Source organism: Mesorhizobium sp. B2-3-14, assembly GCF_006442175.1.
Lineage (GTDB): Bacteria > Pseudomonadota > Alphaproteobacteria > Rhizobiales > Rhizobiaceae > Mesorhizobium > Mesorhizobium australicum.
The window spans coordinates 427,708-448,680 of the sequence record NZ_VFVP01000004.1 but is presented as its reverse complement, the minus strand read 5'-3'; the positions used below and the strand labels follow the sequence as shown (position 1 = coordinate 448,680).

The window sequence follows — 20,973 nt, the reverse complement described above, 5'->3', positions numbered from 1 at the left end:
CGACAAAAGCGTGGATAGCCGGGGGCATCGCACTCAGTGCTTGCGGCTGGCCCAGCCGGCTCTCCCTTGCCTCGGCCCTCCATCTCCCTCATCTATCTCAACGCATAATACGGCGGGACAATGCGTTGACCATCCCCAACCTGATCACCATGCTGCGCGTTGTCCTGGTGCCTGCCGTGGTGTTGGCCATGCTGCAGGCGCGTTGGGACTGGGCCTTTGCCGGCTTCGTCGTTGCCGGCATTTCCGACGGCGTCGACGGCTTCATCGCCCGCCGCTTCAACCAGCAGTCCAGGTTCGGCGCCTATCTCGATCCGATCGCCGACAAGCTGCTGCTGGTTTCGGTGTTCGTCGTCATGGGCATCATCGGGCAGTTGCCGCTGTGGCTGGTCGTCACCATGGTGTCGCGCGACGCCTTGATCGTCTGCGCGGTCCTGTTGTCCACGGCGATGGCCCATCCGGTCGAGATCAAACCGTTCCTGGTCTCCAAGGCGAATACCGCCGTCCAGATCGTGCTGGCGGCGGTTGTGCTGGGCGAACTCGCCTTTGCCGTGCACCTCGACCCTCTGCGGCCAGGCCTCATATTGCTGTCCGGGGTCTTGACCGTGGCTTCGGCCGCGGCCTATCTCGTGGCTTGGCTGAGGCATATGAGCGGCTATGGCGAAGGCGGTAAATCAGGCTGACAAGCCCATCGACGGCAGGCCTGCCCGCAAGCCGGCCGCCCGCAAGGCGGCGCTGGGCAAGACCGACGACGGCCAGATGGGTGTCGTCGTGCCGGAAGGCGAGACGGCGGCAGAGGCCGAGGCGTCGGCCACGTTCCGGCGCCAGATATTCTTCTGGCTGGCGGGTGCCGCGATCCTGGCGCTCTTCCTTTATGTCTTCAGCGACATCCTGCTGCCCTTCGTCGCCGGCATGGTGCTTGCCTATTTCCTCGATCCGGTCGCCGACCGTCTGCAGCGGCTCGGCCTCAGCCGCTTCATGGCGACGGTGGTCATCCTCATCACATTCCTGATCGTGCTGGTGCTGGCCTTGGTCATCCTCATTCCGGTGCTGGCGACACAGATGGCCGATTTCGCCGGCAAGCTGCCGGAGTACCTGACCCGGCTGCAGAGCCTGATCACCTCCTTTGATCCGAAGTGGCTGGAACAGAAATTCGGCGTTAACGCCAATGGCTTGCGCGATGGGTTGAACTCACTGCTGACCTCCGGTTTCGGCCTGCTCACGACGGTTTTCACTTCGATCTGGAGTTCGGGCGTGGCGCTGGTCTCGGTGGTCAGCCTGTTCGTGGTGACGCCGGTCGTGGCCTTCTACATGCTGCTCGACTGGGACCGCATGGTGGCGGTCATCGACAGCTGGGTGCCGCGCGACAACGTCGCCACGGTCCGCGCCATCGCGCGCGACGTCAACACCGCCACTGCCGGCTTCGTGCGCGGCCAGGGTACGCTCTGCCTGGTGCTGGGCGCCATGTACGCCACCGGCCTTACGCTGACCGGGCTGAACTTCGCCATCCTCATCGGCCTGTTCGCCGGGCTGATCTCCTTCATCCCCTATGTCGGCTCATTGACCGGGCTGGTGCTGGCCGTCGGCGTCGCCTTCGTTCAGTTCTGGCCTGACTGGACGATGATCGTCGCGGTTGCGGTGGTCTTCTTCATCGGCCAGTTCATCGAAGGCAACATCCTGCAGCCCAGGCTGGTCGGCAAAAGCGTCGGCCTGCATCCTGTATGGCTGATGTTCGCGCTGTTCGCCTTCGGCGCTCTGTTCGGCTTCGTCGGCCTTTTGATTGCCGTGCCGGCTTCGGCGGCGGTTGCGGTGCTGGTGCGATTTGCCATCGCCCGTTATCTCGAATCGCCGCTCTACAAAGGCCATGCGACAGAACCCGCGCCGGCATTGCCAGCCGATCGCGGCGGCGGCCACCGCTCGCAACCGCGTCGCTGAAGTGACCGCGCAGCGAACCGACCCGCCACGCCAGTTGCCGCTCGATCTCGGCCATGGCACCGGTTACTCGCGTGATGAGCTGGTCGTCTCCGGTACCAACAACCAGGCGGCCGCACTGGTCGACCGCTGGCCGGATTGGCCAGCACCGGTGGTGGTGCTGGCGGGCCCAGCCGGCTCCGGCAAGACGCATCTGGCCTCGATCTGGGGCGCGCGCGCCAAGGCGGTGACTGTCGACGCCAGGCGCATTGGCGACAGCATCGCAAATCTTGGTGCCCGCCCGGCCCTGATCGATGATGTCGACGCACGCGCGGTCGACGAACTGGGCCTGTTCCATCTCATCAATGCGGTGCGTGGCGCCGGCTCGACGCTGCTTTTGACCGCACGCCGCTTTCCCTCGGCCTGGGGTGTATCGCTGCCCGATCTTGCATCGCGGCTCAAGGCTGCGGCGACCGTCGAGATCCATGAGCCCGATGATCTCCTGCTCGCCGGTGTCATCACCAAGCTGTTCGCCGACCGCCAGGTCGAGGTCGAGCCGCATGTCGTGCAGTATTTGGTGCGGCGCATCGAGCGTTCTCTGGCAACCGCGATGCGTGTGGTGGAGCGCCTGGATCGTACCGCCCTGGAGCGCAAGATGCCGATCACCAGGGCATTGGCCGCCGAAACCGTCAATGCCATGGACGAAGGGCAGGGCGAGTTCGAGATTTGATGACTTCAGGGTTCCGGCGGTCCTCCGTCTCGACCTCAGTCCCATTTTGGGAAACAAGACTGGCATCCATCTTGCTGCGTGAGCTTGCCGGCTGACCCCGGTCCTGATTGCGTTCCAAATCAGGTTGTAGGCTCGCCGGGAATGAGGCGCTTGGGGTTCTCGCCCGGCGAGCTTGCGTTCAAAATGCGTCGAGCGGGTGCCGCCGCAGCGGACATCCATCCCAACGACACGGACCACCCCCGCATTGTCGAAACTCTTGAAATAGACCACTCGATGGTCTATTTCTCGATTGAAAGATTTGGACCGGAGAATGGTCCATGCGGAGTATTCGATGCAGGTATCCGTTACCGACGCCAAGGGACAGCTGACCGAGCTGGTGCGCCGCGCTGAGGCGGGCGACGAGGTCATTCTGACCCGTCACGGCCATGCGGCCGTGCGGCTGGTTCCCATCAAGGCAATGCCCGGCAAGGAAGGTCGCCGGACGCTCATGGAAGCGGCGCGTGCGGCAGGGGCGGCCAAGATGAAGGCCGGACCATCCGCTGCCCGCAGCCAGGACTTCCTTTATGGCGATGACGGCATGCCAGAATGATCGCGGTCGATACGTCGGCGCTTATGGCGATCGTCCTGAATGAACTTCAGGCCGACGCCTGCATGGCCGCGCTCGCAGCCGAGAACGACCTCCTGATCTCCGCCGGCACCGTTGCCGAGGCGCTGATCGTCGCGGCCCATCGTGGCGTCGCCGCCGAGCTGTCCAGCCTGATTGACGGGCTTGGTTTCGAGGTGGTGGTGGTAACGCCGGCCTCGGCCCGGCGTATCGCCGAAGCCTATGCGCGATGGGGCAAGGGCAGCCATCCGGCCGCGCTCAATTTCGGCGATTGTTTCTCCTACGAGGTGGCGAAGGAGCACGCTTGCCGGCTGTTGTATGTCGGAGCCGATTTTTCGAAAACCGATATAGAGGGTGTGCTCTCAACGTAACACTGCCGGCCGGTGAGCTTGCGGCCAATCACAGCCACATTCTGACGAAATGCCGGACCAACAGATAGACGGCCGAGTGCGCGGCAATATAGCAGGCCGCGACCAGCACAAAAATCCCGATGCTGGCTGCCCACGAACGGGAGGCGACGATGCCAGGTGCGAGCCTGCCGTGCCTGCGGCTCCCGCGATTGTTCCACGTCGCCAAGGCGGCACAGGCGATCGCCCATGCCACCATGAACGGAACCGTCACGCCCGCATAGGCGAAATAGGCCGGCCCGAACAGCGACACCCAAGCATCTATCCCAAGCACCGCCACCCCCCGTTTGCCGCAGCTTAAGCCAGCAATGGCGATGGAAGCGAGCCTGAAATAATGACACGCGGATAAGGGCCAAAACCCCTTCGGTGCCATCGGTGTCGCATTTTAAATGAGAAATGGTCGGAGTGGAGAGATTCGAACTCCCGACCCTCTGGTCCCAAACCAGATGCGCTACCAGCCTGCGCTACACTCCGAACGGTCTGTTGCCTATTCATTTCGGTGGTACATGGCAAGTGCAAAAACCTTGCCGCCGCTGCCAATGCGCAGTAATGACGGGCGAAGAGGCGGCGATGCCGCCTTGCCAACAAAGAGGTGGCCATGTCCGCGCGCATTTTCAGCCCAGCCAAAACCGCGATGCAGTCCGGCAAGGCCAAGACCGGCCATTGGGTGCTGGAATTCGACCCCGAGATGCGCAAGAAGATCGATCCCTTGATGGGCTACACCACGTCGGGTGACATGAGAAGCCAGATCCGGCTCACCTTCGACACGCGCGAAGAAGCGGTGGCCTACGCGGAAAAGGAAGGGCTTGCCTTCCGTGTCGAGGAACCGAAAGAGACCAAGCGCCGCCAGATTTCCTATGCGGAGAATTTCCGCTATGACCGCAGGACGCCCTGGACGCACTGAAAGGCGGCAGGCCCAAGCATCCAGCCGGCCGTTGGCCGGCCGACGGTCCCGTAGCTCAGCTGGATAGAGCACCGGCCTTCTAAGCCGATGGTCACAGGTTCGAATCCTGTCGGGATCGCCAATAATTTCAATGGCTTATGTTGCATGACCTCACGCGGTCGCGCGATCCTACCCCTGCCTGCCAGTGCTGCCACGCCGCTTACCGGAAGCCGGAACAGAGTTCGGCCCGCACAGGGCTCTGGAATTATTTCGTGATCCGGCCCTGTTGGAACCTTGGCCAAGACTACGCGTTCGGGGCCTTGTATTCGTGGAGCCTCATAAAAGGCACTATGCGGGCAAGCGAACGGGTGGGCAAAACAAGCGCGGGTTGGGGGAGGAGAAACAAGGCTATGTCGAAACGTGAAATTGGAACGTCCCCTGCCTTGGGGCGGCGTATCGCCGATCTCAGGGCCCGAATGCAAGACGCCGAAATTTCCGGCCATGAAATGAAAACCTTTCACAAGGTGGCCGCCATCATGGGATCTGGCGACGGTTCCTTGCAACTGGATGCCGACGACCTGATCGCGGCATCCTTCGTCGCCGAAGCGGTTGGGCCGGCGCCCAGCCGCTGACTTCGGAATTTCCCTTGTCCGAAATCCGGTGAGCAAATCGCGTCCTCCATTGGGGCACGGCCGCCTATTGGGCGATCGTGCTCCAGCGCCCGGCCCCTGATCTCGTCTCGTCGCCACCTGATCTCGAATTGAAAGGAAAGTCTTATCATTTTGTTTGCGTTGGCACGTCATAGTAGGGACGGCTAACGGAGTGAAAAGGGATGAAGCTGGACCTGTCGCCCACCAGCTGGGGCAGGGTGATGGCCGTCACCGCCGCCGGCACGGCATTCTTCATTGCCGTGGCGTTTTTCGTCGATTCGTTCAATTTCCCGTATCTTTCGCCCGAGTCTGTCTGGCGCGCTAAGCTGACCGACTTTCTGCTGCCCTTGGTGCTCGGCGGCTCGTTTCTGTTTTTCCTGATGTGGAAGATCCGCCAACTGGCGATAGCCCAGCGCGACCTCAGCGTCATTGCCGCGACGGACAGCCTGACGGCGGTGCTGAACCGCGGCGCCTTCTCGATGCTGGTCGAGGCCTATCTCGAACAGACCCGCAAGCAGGAAGAGACCCGTACCGGCGCGCTGCTGATCATCGATGCCGACCATTTCAAGTCGATCAACGACCGCCTCGGCCACGATTGCGGCGACCAGGCGCTCAAACTGATCGCGCAGGCGATCAAAGGCCAGCTGCGCGGCACCGATATCGTCGGCCGGATCGGCGGCGAGGAGTTCGGCGTGTTCCTTCCCGGCGTCGACCCCTCGCAATCCTGGCTGGTTGCCGAAGGCATCCGCCGACGGATACGCGAAATGGACTTTTCGCCCGATGGCCGGTCCTGTCCGCTTTCCGTCAGCATCGGCGGCACCAGCTTCAGCGGGCCGACCACCTACGAGGCAATATTCTCCGCCGCCGACAGACGGCTTTATGCCGCCAAGTCGAATGGACGCGATCAGGTCAGCTTCGATCCGGCGGAAGCCGCTCTAGTGTCTCCGCTCAGCGCCGCCACCGTCCACTGAGGGCAGCCTTACAGCCGGCTGGCACCGACCGCTTCCTTGACGCATCCCTGTCTGTGTGCTTCCTCCGCGCAAGTGATGTATGGAACATCGCCAGAAACAATCCTGCTTCTTGAGTCCCTCGATCGTGCGGTTCGCGGGTACGGCACGGCCCGGGGATGCAGGGAATTGAATGGCCAAACGCCCTGGGCCCGGTAAGCACCGCGATCATGATCCAATTATTCAACGGCTTTCAGAACCCGTTTGGCGGCAGTGAGCGCGAAACCCTGGAGTTGTATCGGCTGTTGAGCGCCGACTCGCAGGTGCGCCTCTGGGCAACCTCGTCGCGCGTATCCGAGGACCTGATGCAGGAATTTCCGATACGCCGCGTCTCGCCTGCAACACGCAATGTGCCGGCTGGCGGCACCTATGTCTTTCTTGGCGCGCATTGGCGCAACAAGATGTGGCCTTATCTGATCCCGCGACCGCGCCGGCTGATCTATGTCTTCAACACCTTTCATCCCAAGATCATCGCCCTGACGACCCACAGGCCGCGCCTGCTGGGTTGGCCCGGTGCCGAACTGGTGCTGATCTCCGACTTTCAGAAACGCATGCTGCGGGTCGAGGGCGTCGTGCATCCGTCACCCATCGACATCGAGCGCTTCTCGCCACGGCAGGCAAGGCCAAACGGTCCGTTCACGGTGGGGCGACTGAGCCGCGATATGGCGGACAAGCATCATGCCGACGATGTGGCGCTCTATGAGGCATTGCTGGCCGACGGCGACGCGGTGCGGATTCAGGGCGGCATGCCGCTCAAGGACAGGCTTGCGCCGCATTCGCAACTCGAGCTCCTGCCGCAGGGTGAATTTGCCGCCGAACAGTTTCTGCCGACGCTCGACGCCTTCTATTATCGCACCGGCTCACATGTGGAGACGTTCGGCCGTGTGGTGTTCGAGGCGATGGCCTGCGGCCTGCCGGTCGTTTGCCATTCGCATGGCGGCTACGCCGATCATATCAGGCATGGCGAAAACGGTTTCCTGTTCGAAACGACGCAACAGGCAGCACGGATCCTGGCCGAACTTAAAGCCGACCCGGCACTGCGGGTGGCCGTCGGTCAGAAGGCGCGGCGAACCGTCGAGCAGCTGTTTTCGCCGCAGGCGGTTCAACAGCGGCTGGACTTCTATCGGCGTTAGCGGCGCCACGCCGTCCGGCTTTCCAGACACTCTCGGCCAGCAATCCACGTGCCCCGTTTGGCATCGATCCCGACATCGCGCTAAAGCTGGCATCACGTGAATCGCGGGGCGGCCGGCTTCGGCGCGCAGACAGATCGAGCAGGGCTTCTACCGATGACATTGACGGGCGCCGCGGCACTGCTGATCCTGATCTTGACCTATGCCGGCGTCGCAATCGGCCGGATACCTGGCTTGCGGCTCGACCGGGCAGGCATCGCGCTGCTTGGCGGCGCGGCCATGATCGCCATCGGCGCGCTCAGCATGGAGGATGCCTACCGGGCCATAAATTTCGACACCATCACGCTTCTGCTCGGCATGATGATCGTCGTGGCTCATCTGAAGGTGTCGGGTGCCTTTCGCGGTCTTGGCGCCGTCGCCATCGAGCACGCGCATGCACCGTTCATGCTGCTGGTGATGGTGACGCTCCTCACCGGCGTGCTGTCGGCCTTCCTGGTCAATGATGCCATCTGCCTGGTCATGGCGCCGATCGTCGTCCACGTTACCCGCGTTATCAACCGCAATCCGATCCCCTATCTGATCGCCACCGCCACCGCTTCGAACTGCGGCAGCGTCGCCACCATCACGGGCAATCCGCAGAACATGGTCATCGGCGCGCTGTCGGGCATTTCCTATCCGGCCTTTTCGGCGGCACTCGCCCCCGTCGCCTTGTTCGGCCTTGTCGCGGTCATCGTCATCGTGCGCATCGTCTACCGCGCCGAATTCACCCGCAACGGCGAACTGACGCCACACATCTCGCGCGGCCGCATGCATCGCGGCCAGGTGCTGAAGGCGGTGGTCGTCTGCGTCGGGCTGGCGATCGCCTTCTTCGCTGGTGTTCCCGTAGCCAAGGCGGCGCTCATCGGCGGCGCCATTCTGCTGCTGACCCGCGCCATCAAGCCATCGCGCATCTACCGCGAGATCGACGGACCGCTGCTGTTCATGTTCGCGGGACTGTTCGTGGTGGTTGCCGGCGCGGAAAAGACGCTGCTGACACCTGAGATGATCGCCTCGGCCAAGAACATCGGGCTCGACGATGTCTGGAGGCTTTCGGGTTTCACCGCGGTGTTGTCCAACGTCATGAGCAATGTTCCGGCCGTGCTGGCGCTCAGGCCTTTCATACCCGGCCTGGAAAACCCCGAGCGCGCCTGGCTGGTCGTGGCCATGAGCTCGACGCTCGCCGGTAACTTCACGTTGCTCGGCTCGGTCGCCAATCTGATCGTCGCCGAGCAGTCCAAGGCCGCAGGCACGCCGTTGTCTTTCGGCGCCTTCTTCAAGGTCGGCCTGCCGCTGACGTTGGTTACGCTCTTGGCCGGTACGGGGTGGCTGGCGCTCGGGGGGTAGCCCCTAGGCCTGGCTGCCCGACATTCGCGCCCTGACAAGCGTGGCCGCGGCTCGTCCGGCTGCTTCGACGTAGTCGGGGTTGCGATGGATGAGCATGATCGAAAAGCAGCCGTCGATCAGCAGCACGATCTCGCGCGCCAGCGCCCGCGGCCCCTCGATATGGTGGCCGGACAGTTCTGCCGCCAGCCATGTCTCGAAATTGCTTTTGTGCCGCGCCCCGACCTTGACCGCCGGGTGCCCTGGCATCGAGGCAAGCTCCGCGGCGGTGCGCAGGAAGCCGCATCCCTTCCATTTCGGATGGCGCGTGGCCCGGGCCAGGTTGGCGAAGATGGCTTCGACCTTGCTGTCCACACCACCTTGTTCAGCCTCGAACCAGCCGGCCATCCGTTTCAGATTGGGCTGATCGCGGCCGTCGAGATAGGCTGCGATGAGGTCGTCCTTGCTCTTGAAGTGGTAATAGAGCGTCCGCTTCGTGAGACCCGCTTCCTCGGCGACGGCATCGACGCTGACACGGCCGATCCCCTCCGCGTAAAACAATCTGGTTGCTGCGTCGACAATGCGCTTGCGGGTAGGACTTTGTGCTTCGGGCATGGGTCTAAGTATACCGACTAGTGAATATACACAAGGCGCGAATGGCGTAACCTTCCATCTCGTCACCATGCTGGAGGAAGCCAGATGACCGATCTTGTCCTGAACGAAAACAGGGAAGGCATTGCCGTCCTTTCTCTCAACCGCCCGGAAAAGCTGAACGCGTTGAACTATGCGCTGATCGATCGCCTGCTCGCGACACTCGACGACATTGAAGTCGACGACCGCATCCGCGCGGTCATTCTGACGGGGGCCGGCGAGCGGGCCTTCTCGGCGGGCGCCGACATAGAGGAGTTCTCGGCCAGCGTGGCGCTGGGCGCCGAGACGGCGCTGCGAGACTTCGTCATGCGGGGACAGCGGCTGACGGCAAGGCTGGAAGCCTTTCGCAAGCCTGTCATCGCAGCCGTCAACGGCCTCGCCTTCGGCGGCGGCTGCGAAATCACGGAGGCCGTGCCGCTAGCAATTGCCAGCGACCGCGCGCTGTTCGCCAAGCCGGAGATCACTCTGGCAATGCCGCCGACTTTCGGCGGAACGCAGCGCCTGCCCAGGCTCGCCGGGCGCAAGCGCGCGCTCGAACTGCTTTTGACCGGCGACTGGTTCCCGCCACAGCGGGCTCTTGACCTTGGCCTCGTCAATCAGGTGGTTCCGCATGACGATCTGATGCCGGCTGCGTTCAATCTGGCCAGGCGTATCCTTCGACACTCCGGACTGGCAGCCGCGGGCATCCTTACGGCGGTGACGCGAGGGCTCAATCTGAGCATCGCCGAAGGCTTGCTGGTCGAGGCCGAGCAGTTCGCCCGTATGGCCCCGACAGCCGATTTGCGCGAGGCGCTAGATGCCTGGATCAGCAGGCACAGGCCTGGACACGACGGGTCCTGGACGCATGTCGCGCGGCCCGAGGAGGCAAGGCGAGCCTCCTCGGCCCTGGATCACGGCGCCACCAGCAAGCGTCCTTTCATGTTGGGGTGGAAGCGGCAGAAATAGTCGACCGTTTGCGCCGTCTTCAGCGTCATGCTTGCCGACTTCTTCGGCGGGATTATCACCTCCCAGCCGCCCTTCACGGTGGCCGTGTGGGCGATCACATCCTTGTTCACCCACTCGATCGTGTCGCCGACCTTGGCATCGACGCTGGCCGGCGAAAAGACGAGCTTGTCGACGGTGACCTGGATGGTTGCCGCCGCTGCCGGCGCTGTGGATGCCAACGCCAGCACGACCAGCCGCGCCAGAAGACCCAAGGCGCCCGCTTTCATTTCAGCATGCCGGCGACGTGTTCGGCATGCTGCTCATGGCCCTGGAAGATCTTGAGGCCGGTCTCGAGCAGGCTCTTCAGCTCGGCATTGCTGGCCGAGGGAATGAGCAGGGTTTCGAGCGCGCCATTGACCTGCTTGTGATAGGCGACCTCGTTTTCGATATAAGCCTTGTCGAAGGCCGCCCCTTTCAGCTTGGCGAGCTTGGCACGTTCCTCCTTCGCCGCCTTCGTCAGCGCCTGGCTGGTAGCGTTGTCCTCGGGCTTCACCTTGAGCTTCTTGACGAGATCGAGCGCCTGCTTGTTCACCGCTTCGTGGTCGCGCTCCATGTCCTTGGCGAAATCGACGACCTCCTTGCTCTTTGACTTCTTGATCGCCTGCTTGGCCGCCTCGATGTCGAGGACGCCTGCTGTATAGGCGATATGGGCGATCTGCGGGTCGGTCGGCTTGTCGGCGGCTTGCGAGACCGGGGCAGCGCCGACGAGAAGCAGGGCGGCAAGGGCGACGGTATATCGGGTGAACATGGCATCCTCCTTGGCCCGGCCGCGCGGAGGCGCCGGGCTCGAATTTGCAGTTGACGCTCATTGGATGCGGGGCGGGGAGAAACGTTCCCGGAAAATCAGGACGGCATCATTCGAAACCCAGCCGTCCCATCACCGCCTGGGTCAGTCGCTCGCAGCGCCGACCGGCGAAGGGGAAGGCATCGAGCAGCACAGGGCCGATTTCATCGTCCAGCGCCTTGCGCAACAGGGCGCGCGCCCGGTGCAGCCTCGTCTTGACGGTCTCTGGCCGCACGCCAAGCAAATCGGCGGTTTCCTCCATGCTCAGGCCCTCGATGACGCGGGCGACGAAGACCATGCGGTAGATGTCGGGCAGGCTGTCGGTCGCCCGTTCGACAAGTGCGAGAATCTGCCGCTGCGCCATCGTCCGCTCCGGATCGTCGTTGGATTTGAGGGGAAACCTGATTATCCGCGCTTCCGGATCGGCAGGCATCTCCACCGTGCGACGTCTCTTGCGCAGGCGGCCGAGCGCTTCGTTGATGACGATGCGCGACAGCCAGGTGGCGAGCGTGGATTGGCCGCGAAACGCCGCCAGGCTGGCGAAGGCGCTGACATAGGCCTCCTGGACGACGTCCTCGGCTTCGGCGTCGTTGCGCAGAATGCCGCGCGCGATGCGGTAGAGCCGCTGGTTGTATACCTTCATGATGGCGCGAAATGCATCCGGGTCACGGGTCAGCGCGCGGTGGACGAGCTGCATGTCGCCGGAAAGGCTTTCGGCAACCGCGGGCACCGTGGCGGGCATTGGCTGCTTGCTCATCGCGACCGGATCTCCTCGTGCAAATGCTGCACATTGGATGCGCCTGCCGGCAAAAGGTTCCCGGGCCAGAGGGATCCGGGTTCCCTATTCTAGGCTGCCGCCAATCCCTTGTCTGCCCGCTGCATGCGTGCGGCCACCGCCAAGAGGTCGGTCTGCGTGATCAGGCCGAGAATATGCCGCTCGCCGTCGACGATGACCACGGCATGGCTGCGGCCGTCGGTCAGCACTGGGAGCAGGCTCATCGCCGGTGTCTCGGGCGAGGCGGTGCCGGCTTTTGCCATGACGCTCTTCACCGTGTCGGTAGCTTTCGTCAGCTCGCGCAGGCCAACGGCGCCAACCAGCCGGGCATCCGCGTCGACCACCGGCAAGGTACGGATATTGTGATCGATCAGTTGCTGGCGCGCCTCGTCGGCGGTGGCTTGCTCGGACACCGAAACCACGTCGCGCGACATGATGTCCTCGCACAGCAGCGTGCGGTGCGAGCGCACCATGGCCTGCAGTTCGACTTGTCTCAGCAACCGTTCGAGGTCGTCGCGGTCGATGTCGAAGGTCTCGTCAAGTGTGGTCAGCGCCGCGTCGATATCCTCGGGCCGGAAACCGACGCGCTGCTGAGCCGGCGGATCGGCGGTGCCGTGGCTGTTGGCGGCTGGTGCCGCGACATGCGGGTAATTTCGCCGCGCCAGCTTGTGGAAAAGGAAGCCAAGCGCCACCAGTATGGTCGAATTCAAGGCCACCGGCACGAACGGGAACAGGAAGCCCGCGCTGATGACGGCCGGGCCGCCGAGCACCGCCGTCAGCGCGGCGGCGCCGCCTGGCGGATGAAGACAGCGCGTGAACGACATCGCGGCGATGGCGAGCGCCACCGCGAGCCCTGAGGCCATCACCGGATCATGGATGAAATGCGCCACGGTCACGCCGACCAGCGCCGATATGGAATTTCCGCCGATGATCGACCAGGGTTGCGCCAACGGGCTGGCCGGTACGGCGAACAGAAGCACGGCGGATGCGCCCATCGGCGCGACCAGCAGGGCCACATGCGGGCCGCCGCCCATCGCCAGCCCGCTGATCACGCCCGTCAGCGCGATGCCGATCGTGGCGCCGATACACGCTAGGATGCGTTCGCGCAGCGTGGCGCCGGCGAGGATGGGGACAAAAAGACGAAAGGCCATTGGAAAACTTTGCGAGGACTGGATCTGTCGAGGATGCGTGCGGCACGCAATGCAGCCGAATTCGCCGATTTGAAAGTCAAACAAATCCGTAAAGTCATGACGTAGGAGAATAATATTGCGCACCGATCTTCGCCGGAGTGCTGGCAGCGCCTCGCGCTTTGTCATCAGCGTCAAGGGCTTGCGGCCCTTTGCTGACTCTGTTTGAGGTCAGCCCGCGCGCGCCGCTGCCGCAAGCCCGCGCCGGATGTCGGCTTTCAAGTCGTCGATATCCTCGAGGCCGATCTGCAGTCGTATCAGCGGACCTTCGTAAGGGCCTTTCGCAACGACGCGGTCGCCAAGCCAGACCGGCACCGCGAGGCTCTCATAGCCTCCCCAGGAGTAGCCGAGACCGAAGATCCGCAGTGCGTCGAGGAAAGCGTGCTGCTCCTGCTGGCCACCACCGGCCAGCACGATGGAAAAGATGCCGCTCGAACCGCGGAAGTCGCGCTTCCAGAGATCGTGGTCGGGATGGCTGGGAAGGGCAGGGTGGAGCACGCGCGCCACGCCCTTTTCGCCTTCGAGCCACGAGGCGATGGCGAGTGCGCTGCGCTGGTGACGGTCCAGCCGCACACCCATCGTGCGCAGGCCGCGCAGCACCTGGTAGACGTCGTCGGGTCCAGCACAGCAGCCAAGCGTGCAAAAGCTCTCGTAGAGTTGCGTCCAGCAGGCCTCATTGGCCGAGACCGTGCCGAGCAGCACGTCGGAATGGCCCGCCGGATATTTCGTCGCCGCATGGATCGAGATGTCGACGCCATGGTCGAGCGGCCGGAAATAGAGCGGCGTCGCCCATGTGTTGTCCATCATCACGATGGCGCCGGCCGCGTGCGCCGCCTTGGCGATCGCCGGGATGTCCTGCACCTCGAACGTGTTGGAGGCCGGCGATTCGGTGAACACCACTCTGGTGTTCGGCTTGATCAACGCCGCGATGCCCGCGCCGATATTGGGAGCATAATATTCGACCTCGACGCCGAGCCGCTTCAGCATCGTGTCGGCGAAGTTTCTCGTGGGATGATAGACGGAATCGACGATCAGCAGATGGTCGCCCGCCGATACGAAGGCGAGCAGCGGCACGGTCACCGCCGCCAGGCCCGACGGCACCGCGATCGTGCCGGCCGAGCCTTCCAGCGCGTCAATGGCATGCGCAAGAGCGTCCGTCGTCGGTGTGCCGCGCGTGCCGTAAGTGTACTTCTGGCTGCGTGCGGCCATCGCGGCGGCATTTGGGAACAGCACGGTCGAGGCATGCACGACCGGCGGGTTGACGAAGCCGAAATAGTCATGCGGGTTGTTGCCCGAATGGGCGAGCCGCGTGTTGATGCCCATCGTGCCGGAACCCTGCTCGCTGCCGTCTTTCGCCATTCTTGGTCGCCTTGTTTAACAAGGCGCTAGCCATAATGCGGCGTCGTGGACCGTGCAACAGCCCACCGTTCGCCAGGAATGGACTTTGAATATGCCAATTCCTGGTCCGGAAGACAGCCCGCGATCTGATCCGGAATCGGACCAACCACGCGCGGCGGTGCCCTGTCGGAAGCTTGGTCGTCAGCTGGTGAACCTATTGTAGCCGGCTGTGAAAGGTATATGATAAATTTCTAATGTTAATCGCCGGATGCTTCAATCAGATGCTGCCGGATGGTTCTTGCCGGTTATCTCCTGATCCCCATCCGGGTATCCCGCTCAGCGAGCGGAAAGGGGAGGAATGTCATGCCTGACGTCAAATGGACGATGAAGGCGCGCGAATTCATCAACTGCAATTGCGCCTATGGCTGCCCGTGCCAGTTCAATGCCATGCCGACATACGGATTCTGCCAAGCCGTCGCCGGCATGGAGATTGAGACCGGGCACCACGGCGACACCAGGCTCGACGGGCTGCGCTTCGTCGGCATCTTCAGCTGGCCCGGCGCGATACACCAGGGCAGGGGCGAGGCCGCGGTGGTTATCGACGAGAGAGCCAGCGAAGCCCAGCGCGAAGCCCTGCTCCGCATACTGGGCGGTCAGGACACCGAACCAGGCGCGACAATATTCCAGGTCTTTTCGACCACCTTGGAGAAGTTCCACGATCCGATTTTCGCCGCGATCGATTTCGAGGTCGACGTCGATGGGCGAACCGGCCGGCTGCACGTCAAGGGCGTAACCGACGGCCGTGGTGAGCCGATCAAGAACCCGGTCACCGGCGCCGAGCACCGGGCGCGCATCGACCTGCCGCACGGCTTCGAATACGCCATCGCCGAGGTCGGGCGCGGCTGGACCAAGACGACGAGCCCGATCAAGTTCGAGGTGGCGGACACGCATAGCCATTTCGCCAACCTGCATCTCACGCAGAGCGGCATCGTGCATTGATCTGATCCAATGGGCGACACGGCTCTCGAGGCGGTGCTGCGGCGCGACCGCGCGGTCGTGACGGCCGCGCTTGCCGTCATTGCCGTGTTCGCCTGGGCCTATGTTCTTTGGCTAGCCGCCGACATGGGTAGCCCGGTGTCGGGCGGCGAGGCAGGCGACGTGGCCGGGATGGACATGGCGAGCATGAATATGGGCGGCATGGATATGGGCGCCGCCGTGGTGCCGGGTTTCCGGGCCTGGGCATCGGCCGATTTCGTCTTCACCTTCACGATGTGGGCCGTGATGATGGTCGGCATGATGACGCCGTCGGTCGCGCCGATGTTGCTGCTCTATGCCGGCGTTGGCCGCAAGGCGCTGGCGGACAGCCGGCCTATCGCTTCGACGGCATGGTTTTTTACCGGCTATCTCGTCGTCTGGGTCGTCTTCAGCATCGTGGCGACGGGTGCGCAATGGCTGCTCACTCGTTTCGCCTTGCTTGATCCCGCGATGGCGGCGCACAGCGCGGTGCTCGGCGGTGTCATTCTGATCGCCGCCGGCCTCTACCAATGGACACCGATCAAGGGCGTCTGCCTGCGCCAATGCCAGGCGCCGATCGCGTTCCTGGCCAGCCATGGCGGGTTCCGCACCACCGCGCTCGGCGCATTTAGGCTTGGCATGGATCATGGCGCCTATTGTCTCGGCTGCTGCTGGGCACTGATGGCCCTGCTGTTCGTCGGTGGTGTCATGAACGTGCTGTGGATCGCCGGCATCGCCATCCTTGTTCTCCTGGAGAAGGTGGTCCCGGCCGGGCAATTGATCCCGCGCATCTCCGGTGCATTGATGGTCGCGGTCGGCCTCAGGCTGGGCCTTTCCGCGCTTTGAGACCGCGCGCCGATTTTGTCCACAAGCAATATCGACCGCCAATCATGGGTAATCGTTGGCCGAAGGTGTTCCGTAACGTCAATGCATTTCGTGCCCGGGGGCAGTAACGCCGAGCTATTGCCCGGAACGGATTTTACAGCGCCGGCTCACATCTGCGTCAAATGAGCTTTGCCGATTCAAGTCGCGCTTCTGACGAGATCGCGTGCACGTTTGTCTGCAATTCAGGCATTTCAGGCAATCGATTTTCAAACCCGGTCGGATTCGGTCATTTTCCTTGACCTCACGGGAATTATCGCCTTCGATGCTGTTCGTGAATGGGAGGCGGCGCGTCGGTTTGCGATGCGGGGTTTCGGGAATGGGCCGGGATGGGAGCTGCGTTCACAAGGGAAAAAAGATCAGGGTTTGCCTGAAAAAACAGAAAAGGGTCTGTGGGTTATGAAACACATTGCTATCGGCATTCTTGGCGCCGCCACGCTCGGACTGATGGCGTCGGCCGCGTCGGCCGGCACGCTTGACACCGTCAAGGCGAAGGGCTTCATCCAGTGCGGCGTCTCGACCGGTCTGGCCGGCTTCTCCGCGCCGGACGACAAGGGCGACTGGCAAGGCATCGACGCCGATTTCTGTCGCGCGGTTGCCGCCGCCGTCTTCGGTGATGGCACCAAGGTCAAGTTCACGCCGCTCAGCGCCAAGGAACGGTTTACCGCGCTGCAGTCCGGCGAGGTCGACATCCTCTCGCGCAACACCACCTGGACGATCAACCGCGATACCGCGCTCGGCCTGAATTTCATCGGCACGACCTACTATGACGGCCAGGGCTTCATGATCAACGCCAAGAAGCTGCCGGGCGTCAATTCGGCGCTGCAGCTTTCGGGCGCCGCCGTCTGCGTGCAGAGCGGCACGACCACCGAGCTCAACCTCGCCGACTACTTCAAGGCGAACAAGATGGAGTACAATCCGGTCGTCTTCGAGAAGCTCGAAGAGGTCAATGCCGCTTATGATGCCGGCCGCTGCGACGTCTACACCACCGACCAGTCGGGCCTTTACGGCATTCGCTTGACGCTCGGCTCGCCGGCCGATCACGTCGTGCTGCCCGAGATCATCTCGAAAGAGCCGCTCGGACCCGCCGTTCGCCAGGGCGACGACCAGTGGTACCACATCGTCAAGTGGACCTATTTCGCTCTGCTCGACGCCGAGGAGCTCGGCATCACCAAGGCCAATGTCGACGAGATGAAAAACTCCGCCAGCCCGGAGATCAAGCGTGTGCTCGGCCAGGAAGCAGACACCAAGATCGGCACCGACCTCGGCGTCTCCAACGACTGGGTCGTCAACATCGTCAAGGCCACCGGCAACTACGGCGAAATGTTCGACCGCAATGTCGGCTCCGGCAGCCCGCTCAAGATTGCGCGTGGCATCAATGCGCTATGGACCAAGGGCGGCCTGCAATACGCGCCGCCGATCCGCTGATCGAAATGTGATCCGGAAGGCAGGTACCTGCCTTCCGGTTTCTCTTTCACAGGGGACGTGACATGGCATCGCAGGAAATCCTACGCGAGGAGCCGAGCCGCGGCTCCTTCGTCAATGACCCGAGAATTCGCAGTCTCTTCTTTCAGACGCTGGTCGTCATCGTTCTGTTCGGCTCCATCTGGTGGATCGTGCAGAACGTCATCGACAATCTGCAGCGCCTGCACATCGCCTCCGGCTTCGGCTTCCTCAAGGGGCGCGCCGGCTTCGATATCTCGGACACGCCGATCGCCTATACGTCGGACTCGACCTATGGCCGCGCCATCGTCGTCGGCCTGATCAACACCATCATCGTTGCCGTCGCCGGCATCATCACCGCCACCATCATCGGCTTCGTCATCGGCATCGGCCGCCTGTCGCAGAACTGGCTGATCCAGAAGATCTGCACGGTCTATGTCGAGATCTTCCGCAACATCCCACCGCTGCTGGTCATCTTCTTCTGGTATTCCGGCGTGCTCGCCGTGCTGCCGGCGCCGCGCGATTCCTATCATCTGCCCTTCGGCTCGTTCCTCAACCAGCGCGGCTTCTATTTTCCGCGCCCGGTCTGGGGCGACGGCTCCTGGCTGATCCTGGTCGCCCTTGTCGTGGGCATCGCAATGTCATGGTTCGTCGCCCGCAGGGCGCGTCAGCGGCAGATGGCGACGGGCCAGCAATTTCCGGTGTTCTGGACCTCCGCCGCGCTGATCGTCGGCCTGCCGCTGCTGGCTTACGTGCTGAGCGGCTTTCCGCTGAGCTTTGACTTGCCCAAACAGTCGACCTTCAACCTGACCGGCGGCTTCCAGGTCAAACCGGAATTCCTTTCGCTCTATCTGGCGCTGTCCTGCTACACGGCGGCCTTCATCGCCGAAATCGTGCGCGCCGGCATCAGGGGTGTCAGCAAGGGCCAGACCGAGGCGGCGGCCGCACTTGGGCTGCGATCCGGTTCGATCCTGCGGCTGGTCGTGGTGCCGCAGGCCATGCGCATCGTCATCCCGCCGCTGACCAGCCAGTATCTCAACCTGACCAAGAACTCCTCGCTGGCGATCGCCATCGGTTATCCCGATTTGACGGCAACGGCCGGCACGGTTCTGAACCAGACCGGACAAGCGGTCGAGGGCGTGCTGATCATGATGATCGCCTATCTCATACTCAGCCTGGTGACCTCGGCCGTCATGAACGTGGTCAACGCCAGGATGGCGCTGGTGGAGAGGTAGGACCATGCAGGAACACGATCTGTCCTGGGTGCGCACCGAAATGGCGCTGGCGCAGCCCGCGCCGGCGAGCGTCAGCGGCCCCGTCGCCTGGGTGCGCAAGAACCTGGTCGGCTCGGTCGGCGACACCATCCTCACCATCCTCGGCATCGCCATCGTCGCCTGGGTTCTGCCGCAGGTCATCAACTGGGCGTTCATCAACGCACAGTGGACGGGACCGGACCGCACGGTCTGCGCCACCGTCGCGCAAGGCGGCATTCAGCCCGATGGCTGGAGCGGTGCCTGCTGGGCTTTCGTCAATGCCAAGTTCGGCCAGTTCATGTTCGGCACCTATCCGGTCGAGGAGCGCTGGCGGCCGATCCTGGTCGCCATCCTGTTCGTGGCGCTGCTGGTGCCGATGCTGATGCCGCGTGTGCCGCGCAAGGGGTTGAACGCGATCCTGCTTTTCCTGGTGCTGCCGATCGTTTCCTTCTTCCTGCTGGTCGGCGGCGTATTCGGCCTGCCGCATGTCGAAACCTCGCGCTGGGGCGGGCTGCTGATCACGCTGAGCCTGTCCTTCGTCGGCATCGCCGTATCGCTGCCGCTGGGCACCGTGCTGGCGCTCGGGCGGCGCTCGAAGATGCCGATCATCAAGATGCTGTGCATTATCTTCATCGAAGCCGTGCGCGGCATACCGCTGATCACCGTCCTGTTTTTCGTCAGCGTCATGCTGCCGCTGTTCCTGCCGGCCGGCGTCACTTTCGACAAGTATCTGAGGGCGCTGATCGGCGTGTCGCTGTTTGCGGCGGCTTATATGGCCGAAGTGGTGCGCGGCGGCCTGCAGGCGATCCCCAAGGGCCAGTATGAAGGCGCCGATTCGCTCGGCCTCGGCTACTGGCAGAAGATGAGCTTGATCGTGTTGCCGCAGGCGCTGAAGCTGGTCATACCCGGTATCGTCAACACCTTCATCGGCATGTTCAAGGACACCAGCCTGGTCCTCATCATCTCGATGTTCGACCTGCTCGGCATCGTCAAGCAGAACTTCTCCGACGCCAACTGGGCCACGGCGCAGACCGCGAAATCCGGTCTTGTGTTCGCCGCCTTCGTCTTTTGGCTGTTCTGCTTCGGCATGTCGCGCTATTCAATGTACACGGAACGCCGGCTCGACACCGGCTACAAACGCTAAACAAAAGAACAAGGGGATCCCAGCCATGGCCACCGAAAATGCCGTCAGCGCGGAAGAGATCAAGGTCAACGCCGCCAAGATGCATATCTCGACCACCGATGTCGCCATCGACATCATCGCCATGCATAAATGGTACGGCGAGTTCCATGTGCTGAAGGACATCAATCTGAAGGTGATGCGCGGCGAGCGCATCGTCATTTGCGGACCGTCCGGGTCGGGCAAGTCGACCATGATCCGCTGCATCAACCGGCTGGAAGAGCACCAGAAGGGCAAGATCATCGTCGACGGCAAGGAACTCACCAACGATCTGAAAAAGATCGACGAGGTGCGCCGCGAGGTCGGCATGGTGTTCCAGCACTTCAACCTGTTCCCGCATCTGACCATCCTCGAGAATTGCACGCTGGCGCCGATCTGGGTGCGCAAGACGCCGAAGAAGCAGGCCGAGGAAATCGCCATGCATTTCCTCAAGCGCGTGAAGATCCCCGAGCAGGCCAACAAATATCCGGGCCAGCTTTCCGGCGGCCAGCAGCAGCGCGTGGCGATCGCCCGCTCGCTGTGCATGAACCCGCGCATCATGCTGTTCGACGAGCCGACCTCAGCGCTCGACCCGGAAATGATCAAGGAAGTGCTGGAAACCATGGTGGGGCTGGCCGAGGAAGGGATGACCATGCTGTGCGTCACCCACGAGATGGGCTTTGCACGGAAAGTCGCCAACCGGGTGATCTTCATGGATCAGGGCCAGATCGTCGAGCAGAACACGCCGGCCGAGTTCTTCGACCATCCCCGCCACGAACGCACGAAGCTGTTCCTGTCGCAGATCCTGCACTGAGCGGACTGACG

At 63.0% G+C, this 20,973-nt stretch carries 24 protein-coding genes and 2 tRNA genes; 18 read left to right on the top strand and 8 right to left on the bottom strand.

Annotation, left to right across the window (positions count from 1 at the left end; genetic code table 11):
• Positions 1-125 precede the first annotated feature (125 nt).
• The 5 genes from FJ950_RS13965 (at position 126) to FJ950_RS13945 (ending at position 3,613) form a co-directional block, all read left to right on the top strand.
• Entirely contained in the window at positions 126-680 is a 555-nt protein-coding gene (locus FJ950_RS13965) for a CDP-alcohol phosphatidyltransferase family protein (protein WP_015318434.1), read from the top strand.
• A gap of 76 nt (positions 681-756) precedes the next feature.
• Positions 757-1,932, top strand: coding sequence for an AI-2E family transporter (locus FJ950_RS13960; protein WP_140617265.1), 1,176 nt, complete (start codon positions 757-759; stop codon positions 1,930-1,932).
• Position 1,933: 1 nt separating this feature from the next.
• Positions 1,934-2,638, top strand: coding sequence for a DnaA regulatory inactivator HdaA (gene hdaA, locus FJ950_RS13955; protein WP_140617264.1), 705 nt, complete (start codon positions 1,934-1,936; stop codon positions 2,636-2,638).
• 331 nt (positions 2,639-2,969) lie between these two features.
• Positions 2,970-3,227 carry a type II toxin-antitoxin system prevent-host-death family antitoxin gene (locus FJ950_RS13950; protein WP_015318431.1) on the top strand — a complete coding sequence of 86 codons (258 nt, stop codon included), beginning with the start codon at positions 2,970-2,972 and terminating at the stop codon, positions 3,225-3,227.
• Positions 3,224-3,613 carry a type II toxin-antitoxin system VapC family toxin gene (locus tag FJ950_RS13945; protein WP_015318430.1) on the top strand — a complete coding sequence of 130 codons (390 nt, stop codon included), beginning with the start codon at positions 3,224-3,226 and terminating at the stop codon, positions 3,611-3,613. Before FJ950_RS13950 ends, FJ950_RS13945 begins: the two co-directional genes overlap by 4 nt.
• 28 nt (positions 3,614-3,641) lie before the next feature.
• Here FJ950_RS13945 and FJ950_RS13940 read toward each other — a convergent pair whose 3' ends face one another.
• Both FJ950_RS13940 and FJ950_RS13935 read right to left on the bottom strand, forming a co-directional pair.
• Positions 3,642-4,022 (bottom strand): hypothetical protein, encoded by a 381-nt coding sequence (locus FJ950_RS13940; RefSeq protein WP_246677735.1) that lies wholly within the window; start codon positions 4,020-4,022, stop codon positions 3,642-3,644.
• 24 nt (positions 4,023-4,046) lie between these two features.
• Positions 4,047-4,123: transfer RNA gene (locus FJ950_RS13935), tRNA-Pro, on the bottom strand.
• 124 nt (positions 4,124-4,247) lie between these two features.
• Between FJ950_RS13935 and FJ950_RS13930 the strand changes: the two genes are divergently transcribed.
• From FJ950_RS13930 to FJ950_RS13905, 6 genes are all read left to right on the top strand, one after another.
• The gene (locus tag FJ950_RS13930) at positions 4,248-4,553 is read left to right on the top strand and encodes an ETC complex I subunit (protein WP_015318428.1); all 306 of its coding nucleotides are present in this window, start codon (positions 4,248-4,250) and stop codon (positions 4,551-4,553) included.
• Between the two features lie 44 nt (positions 4,554-4,597).
• Positions 4,598-4,674: transfer RNA gene (locus FJ950_RS13925), tRNA-Arg, on the top strand.
• Positions 4,675-4,942: 268 nt separating this feature from the next.
• Positions 4,943-5,164, top strand: a complete 222-nt coding sequence (locus FJ950_RS13920) for a hypothetical protein (RefSeq protein ID WP_015318427.1) — start codon at positions 4,943-4,945, stop codon at positions 5,162-5,164.
• 200 nt (positions 5,165-5,364) lie between these two features.
• On the top strand, positions 5,365-6,153 hold the full coding sequence (locus FJ950_RS13915) for a GGDEF domain-containing protein (RefSeq protein ID WP_140617177.1): 789 nt from the start codon (positions 5,365-5,367) through the stop codon (positions 6,151-6,153).
• A 206-nt stretch (positions 6,154-6,359) separates the two neighbouring features.
• Entirely contained in the window at positions 6,360-7,322 is a 963-nt protein-coding gene (locus FJ950_RS13910; protein ID WP_140617176.1) for a glycosyltransferase family 4 protein, read from the top strand.
• Between the two features lie 153 nt (positions 7,323-7,475).
• The gene (locus FJ950_RS13905; RefSeq protein WP_140617175.1) at positions 7,476-8,702 is read left to right on the top strand and encodes an anion transporter; all 1,227 of its coding nucleotides are present in this window, start codon (positions 7,476-7,478) and stop codon (positions 8,700-8,702) included.
• A gap of 3 nt (positions 8,703-8,705) precedes the next feature.
• Here FJ950_RS13905 and FJ950_RS13900 read toward each other — a convergent pair whose 3' ends face one another.
• The gene (locus FJ950_RS13900; RefSeq protein ID WP_181171217.1) at positions 8,706-9,293 is read right to left on the bottom strand and encodes a TetR/AcrR family transcriptional regulator; all 588 of its coding nucleotides are present in this window, start codon (positions 9,291-9,293) and stop codon (positions 8,706-8,708) included.
• An 84-nt stretch (positions 9,294-9,377) separates the two neighbouring features.
• On the opposite strand from FJ950_RS13900, the gene FJ950_RS13895 reads away from it, so the two are divergent.
• Entirely contained in the window at positions 9,378-10,274 is an 897-nt protein-coding gene (locus tag FJ950_RS13895; protein WP_140617173.1) for a crotonase/enoyl-CoA hydratase family protein, read from the top strand.
• On the opposite strand, the gene FJ950_RS13890 is transcribed toward FJ950_RS13895, so the two are convergent.
• From FJ950_RS13890 to FJ950_RS13870, 5 genes are all read right to left on the bottom strand, one after another.
• Positions 10,220-10,540, bottom strand: coding sequence for a cupredoxin family copper-binding protein (locus FJ950_RS13890; protein WP_015318421.1), 321 nt, complete (start codon positions 10,538-10,540; stop codon positions 10,220-10,222). The two genes, FJ950_RS13895 and FJ950_RS13890, sit on opposite strands and share 55 nt — an antisense overlap.
• Positions 10,537-11,061 carry a DUF4142 domain-containing protein gene (locus FJ950_RS13885; protein ID WP_015318420.1) on the bottom strand — a complete coding sequence of 175 codons (525 nt, stop codon included), beginning with the start codon at positions 11,059-11,061 and terminating at the stop codon, positions 10,537-10,539. The genes FJ950_RS13890 and FJ950_RS13885 overlap by 4 nt, the downstream gene beginning before the upstream one ends.
• Before the next feature lie 106 nt (positions 11,062-11,167).
• Complete coding sequence (locus tag FJ950_RS13880; protein WP_015318419.1) at positions 11,168-11,854, bottom strand: RNA polymerase sigma factor; 687 nt, start codon at positions 11,852-11,854, stop codon at positions 11,168-11,170.
• 89 nt (positions 11,855-11,943) lie between these two features.
• Positions 11,944-13,023: an HPP family protein gene (locus FJ950_RS13875; protein WP_015318418.1), complete on the bottom strand. Its 1,080-nt coding sequence runs from the start codon at positions 13,021-13,023 to the stop codon at positions 11,944-11,946.
• Positions 13,024-13,230: 207 nt separating this feature from the next.
• Positions 13,231-14,418, bottom strand: a complete 1,188-nt coding sequence (locus FJ950_RS13870; protein WP_140617172.1) for a cystathionine beta-lyase — start codon at positions 14,416-14,418, stop codon at positions 13,231-13,233.
• A gap of 342 nt (positions 14,419-14,760) precedes the next feature.
• Between FJ950_RS13870 and FJ950_RS13865 the strand changes: the two genes are divergently transcribed.
• The 6 genes from FJ950_RS13865 to FJ950_RS13840 all read left to right on the top strand — a co-directional run bounded on the left by FJ950_RS13865 (position 14,761) and on the right by FJ950_RS13840 (position 20,962).
• A complete protein-coding gene (locus FJ950_RS13865; protein WP_140617171.1) occupies positions 14,761-15,396 on the top strand; it encodes a DUF1326 domain-containing protein in 636 nt (211 codons plus the stop codon).
• A 9-nt stretch (positions 15,397-15,405) separates the two neighbouring features.
• Positions 15,406-16,257 (top strand): DUF2182 domain-containing protein, encoded by an 852-nt coding sequence (locus tag FJ950_RS13860; RefSeq protein WP_140617170.1) that lies wholly within the window; start codon positions 15,406-15,408, stop codon positions 16,255-16,257.
• A 435-nt stretch (positions 16,258-16,692) separates the two neighbouring features.
• Complete coding sequence (locus FJ950_RS13855) at positions 16,693-17,721, top strand: amino acid ABC transporter substrate-binding protein (RefSeq protein ID WP_015318414.1); 1,029 nt, start codon at positions 16,693-16,695, stop codon at positions 17,719-17,721.
• A 62-nt stretch (positions 17,722-17,783) separates the two neighbouring features.
• Positions 17,784-18,971, top strand: a complete 1,188-nt coding sequence (locus tag FJ950_RS13850; RefSeq protein ID WP_140617169.1) for an amino acid ABC transporter permease — start codon at positions 17,784-17,786, stop codon at positions 18,969-18,971.
• Between the two features lie 4 nt (positions 18,972-18,975).
• A complete protein-coding gene (locus FJ950_RS13845) occupies positions 18,976-20,133 on the top strand; it encodes an amino acid ABC transporter permease (RefSeq protein ID WP_140617168.1) in 1,158 nt (385 codons plus the stop codon).
• A 25-nt stretch (positions 20,134-20,158) separates the two neighbouring features.
• On the top strand, positions 20,159-20,962 hold the full coding sequence (locus FJ950_RS13840) for an amino acid ABC transporter ATP-binding protein (RefSeq protein WP_010915400.1): 804 nt from the start codon (positions 20,159-20,161) through the stop codon (positions 20,960-20,962).
• Positions 20,963-20,973: the final 11 nt, after the last annotated feature.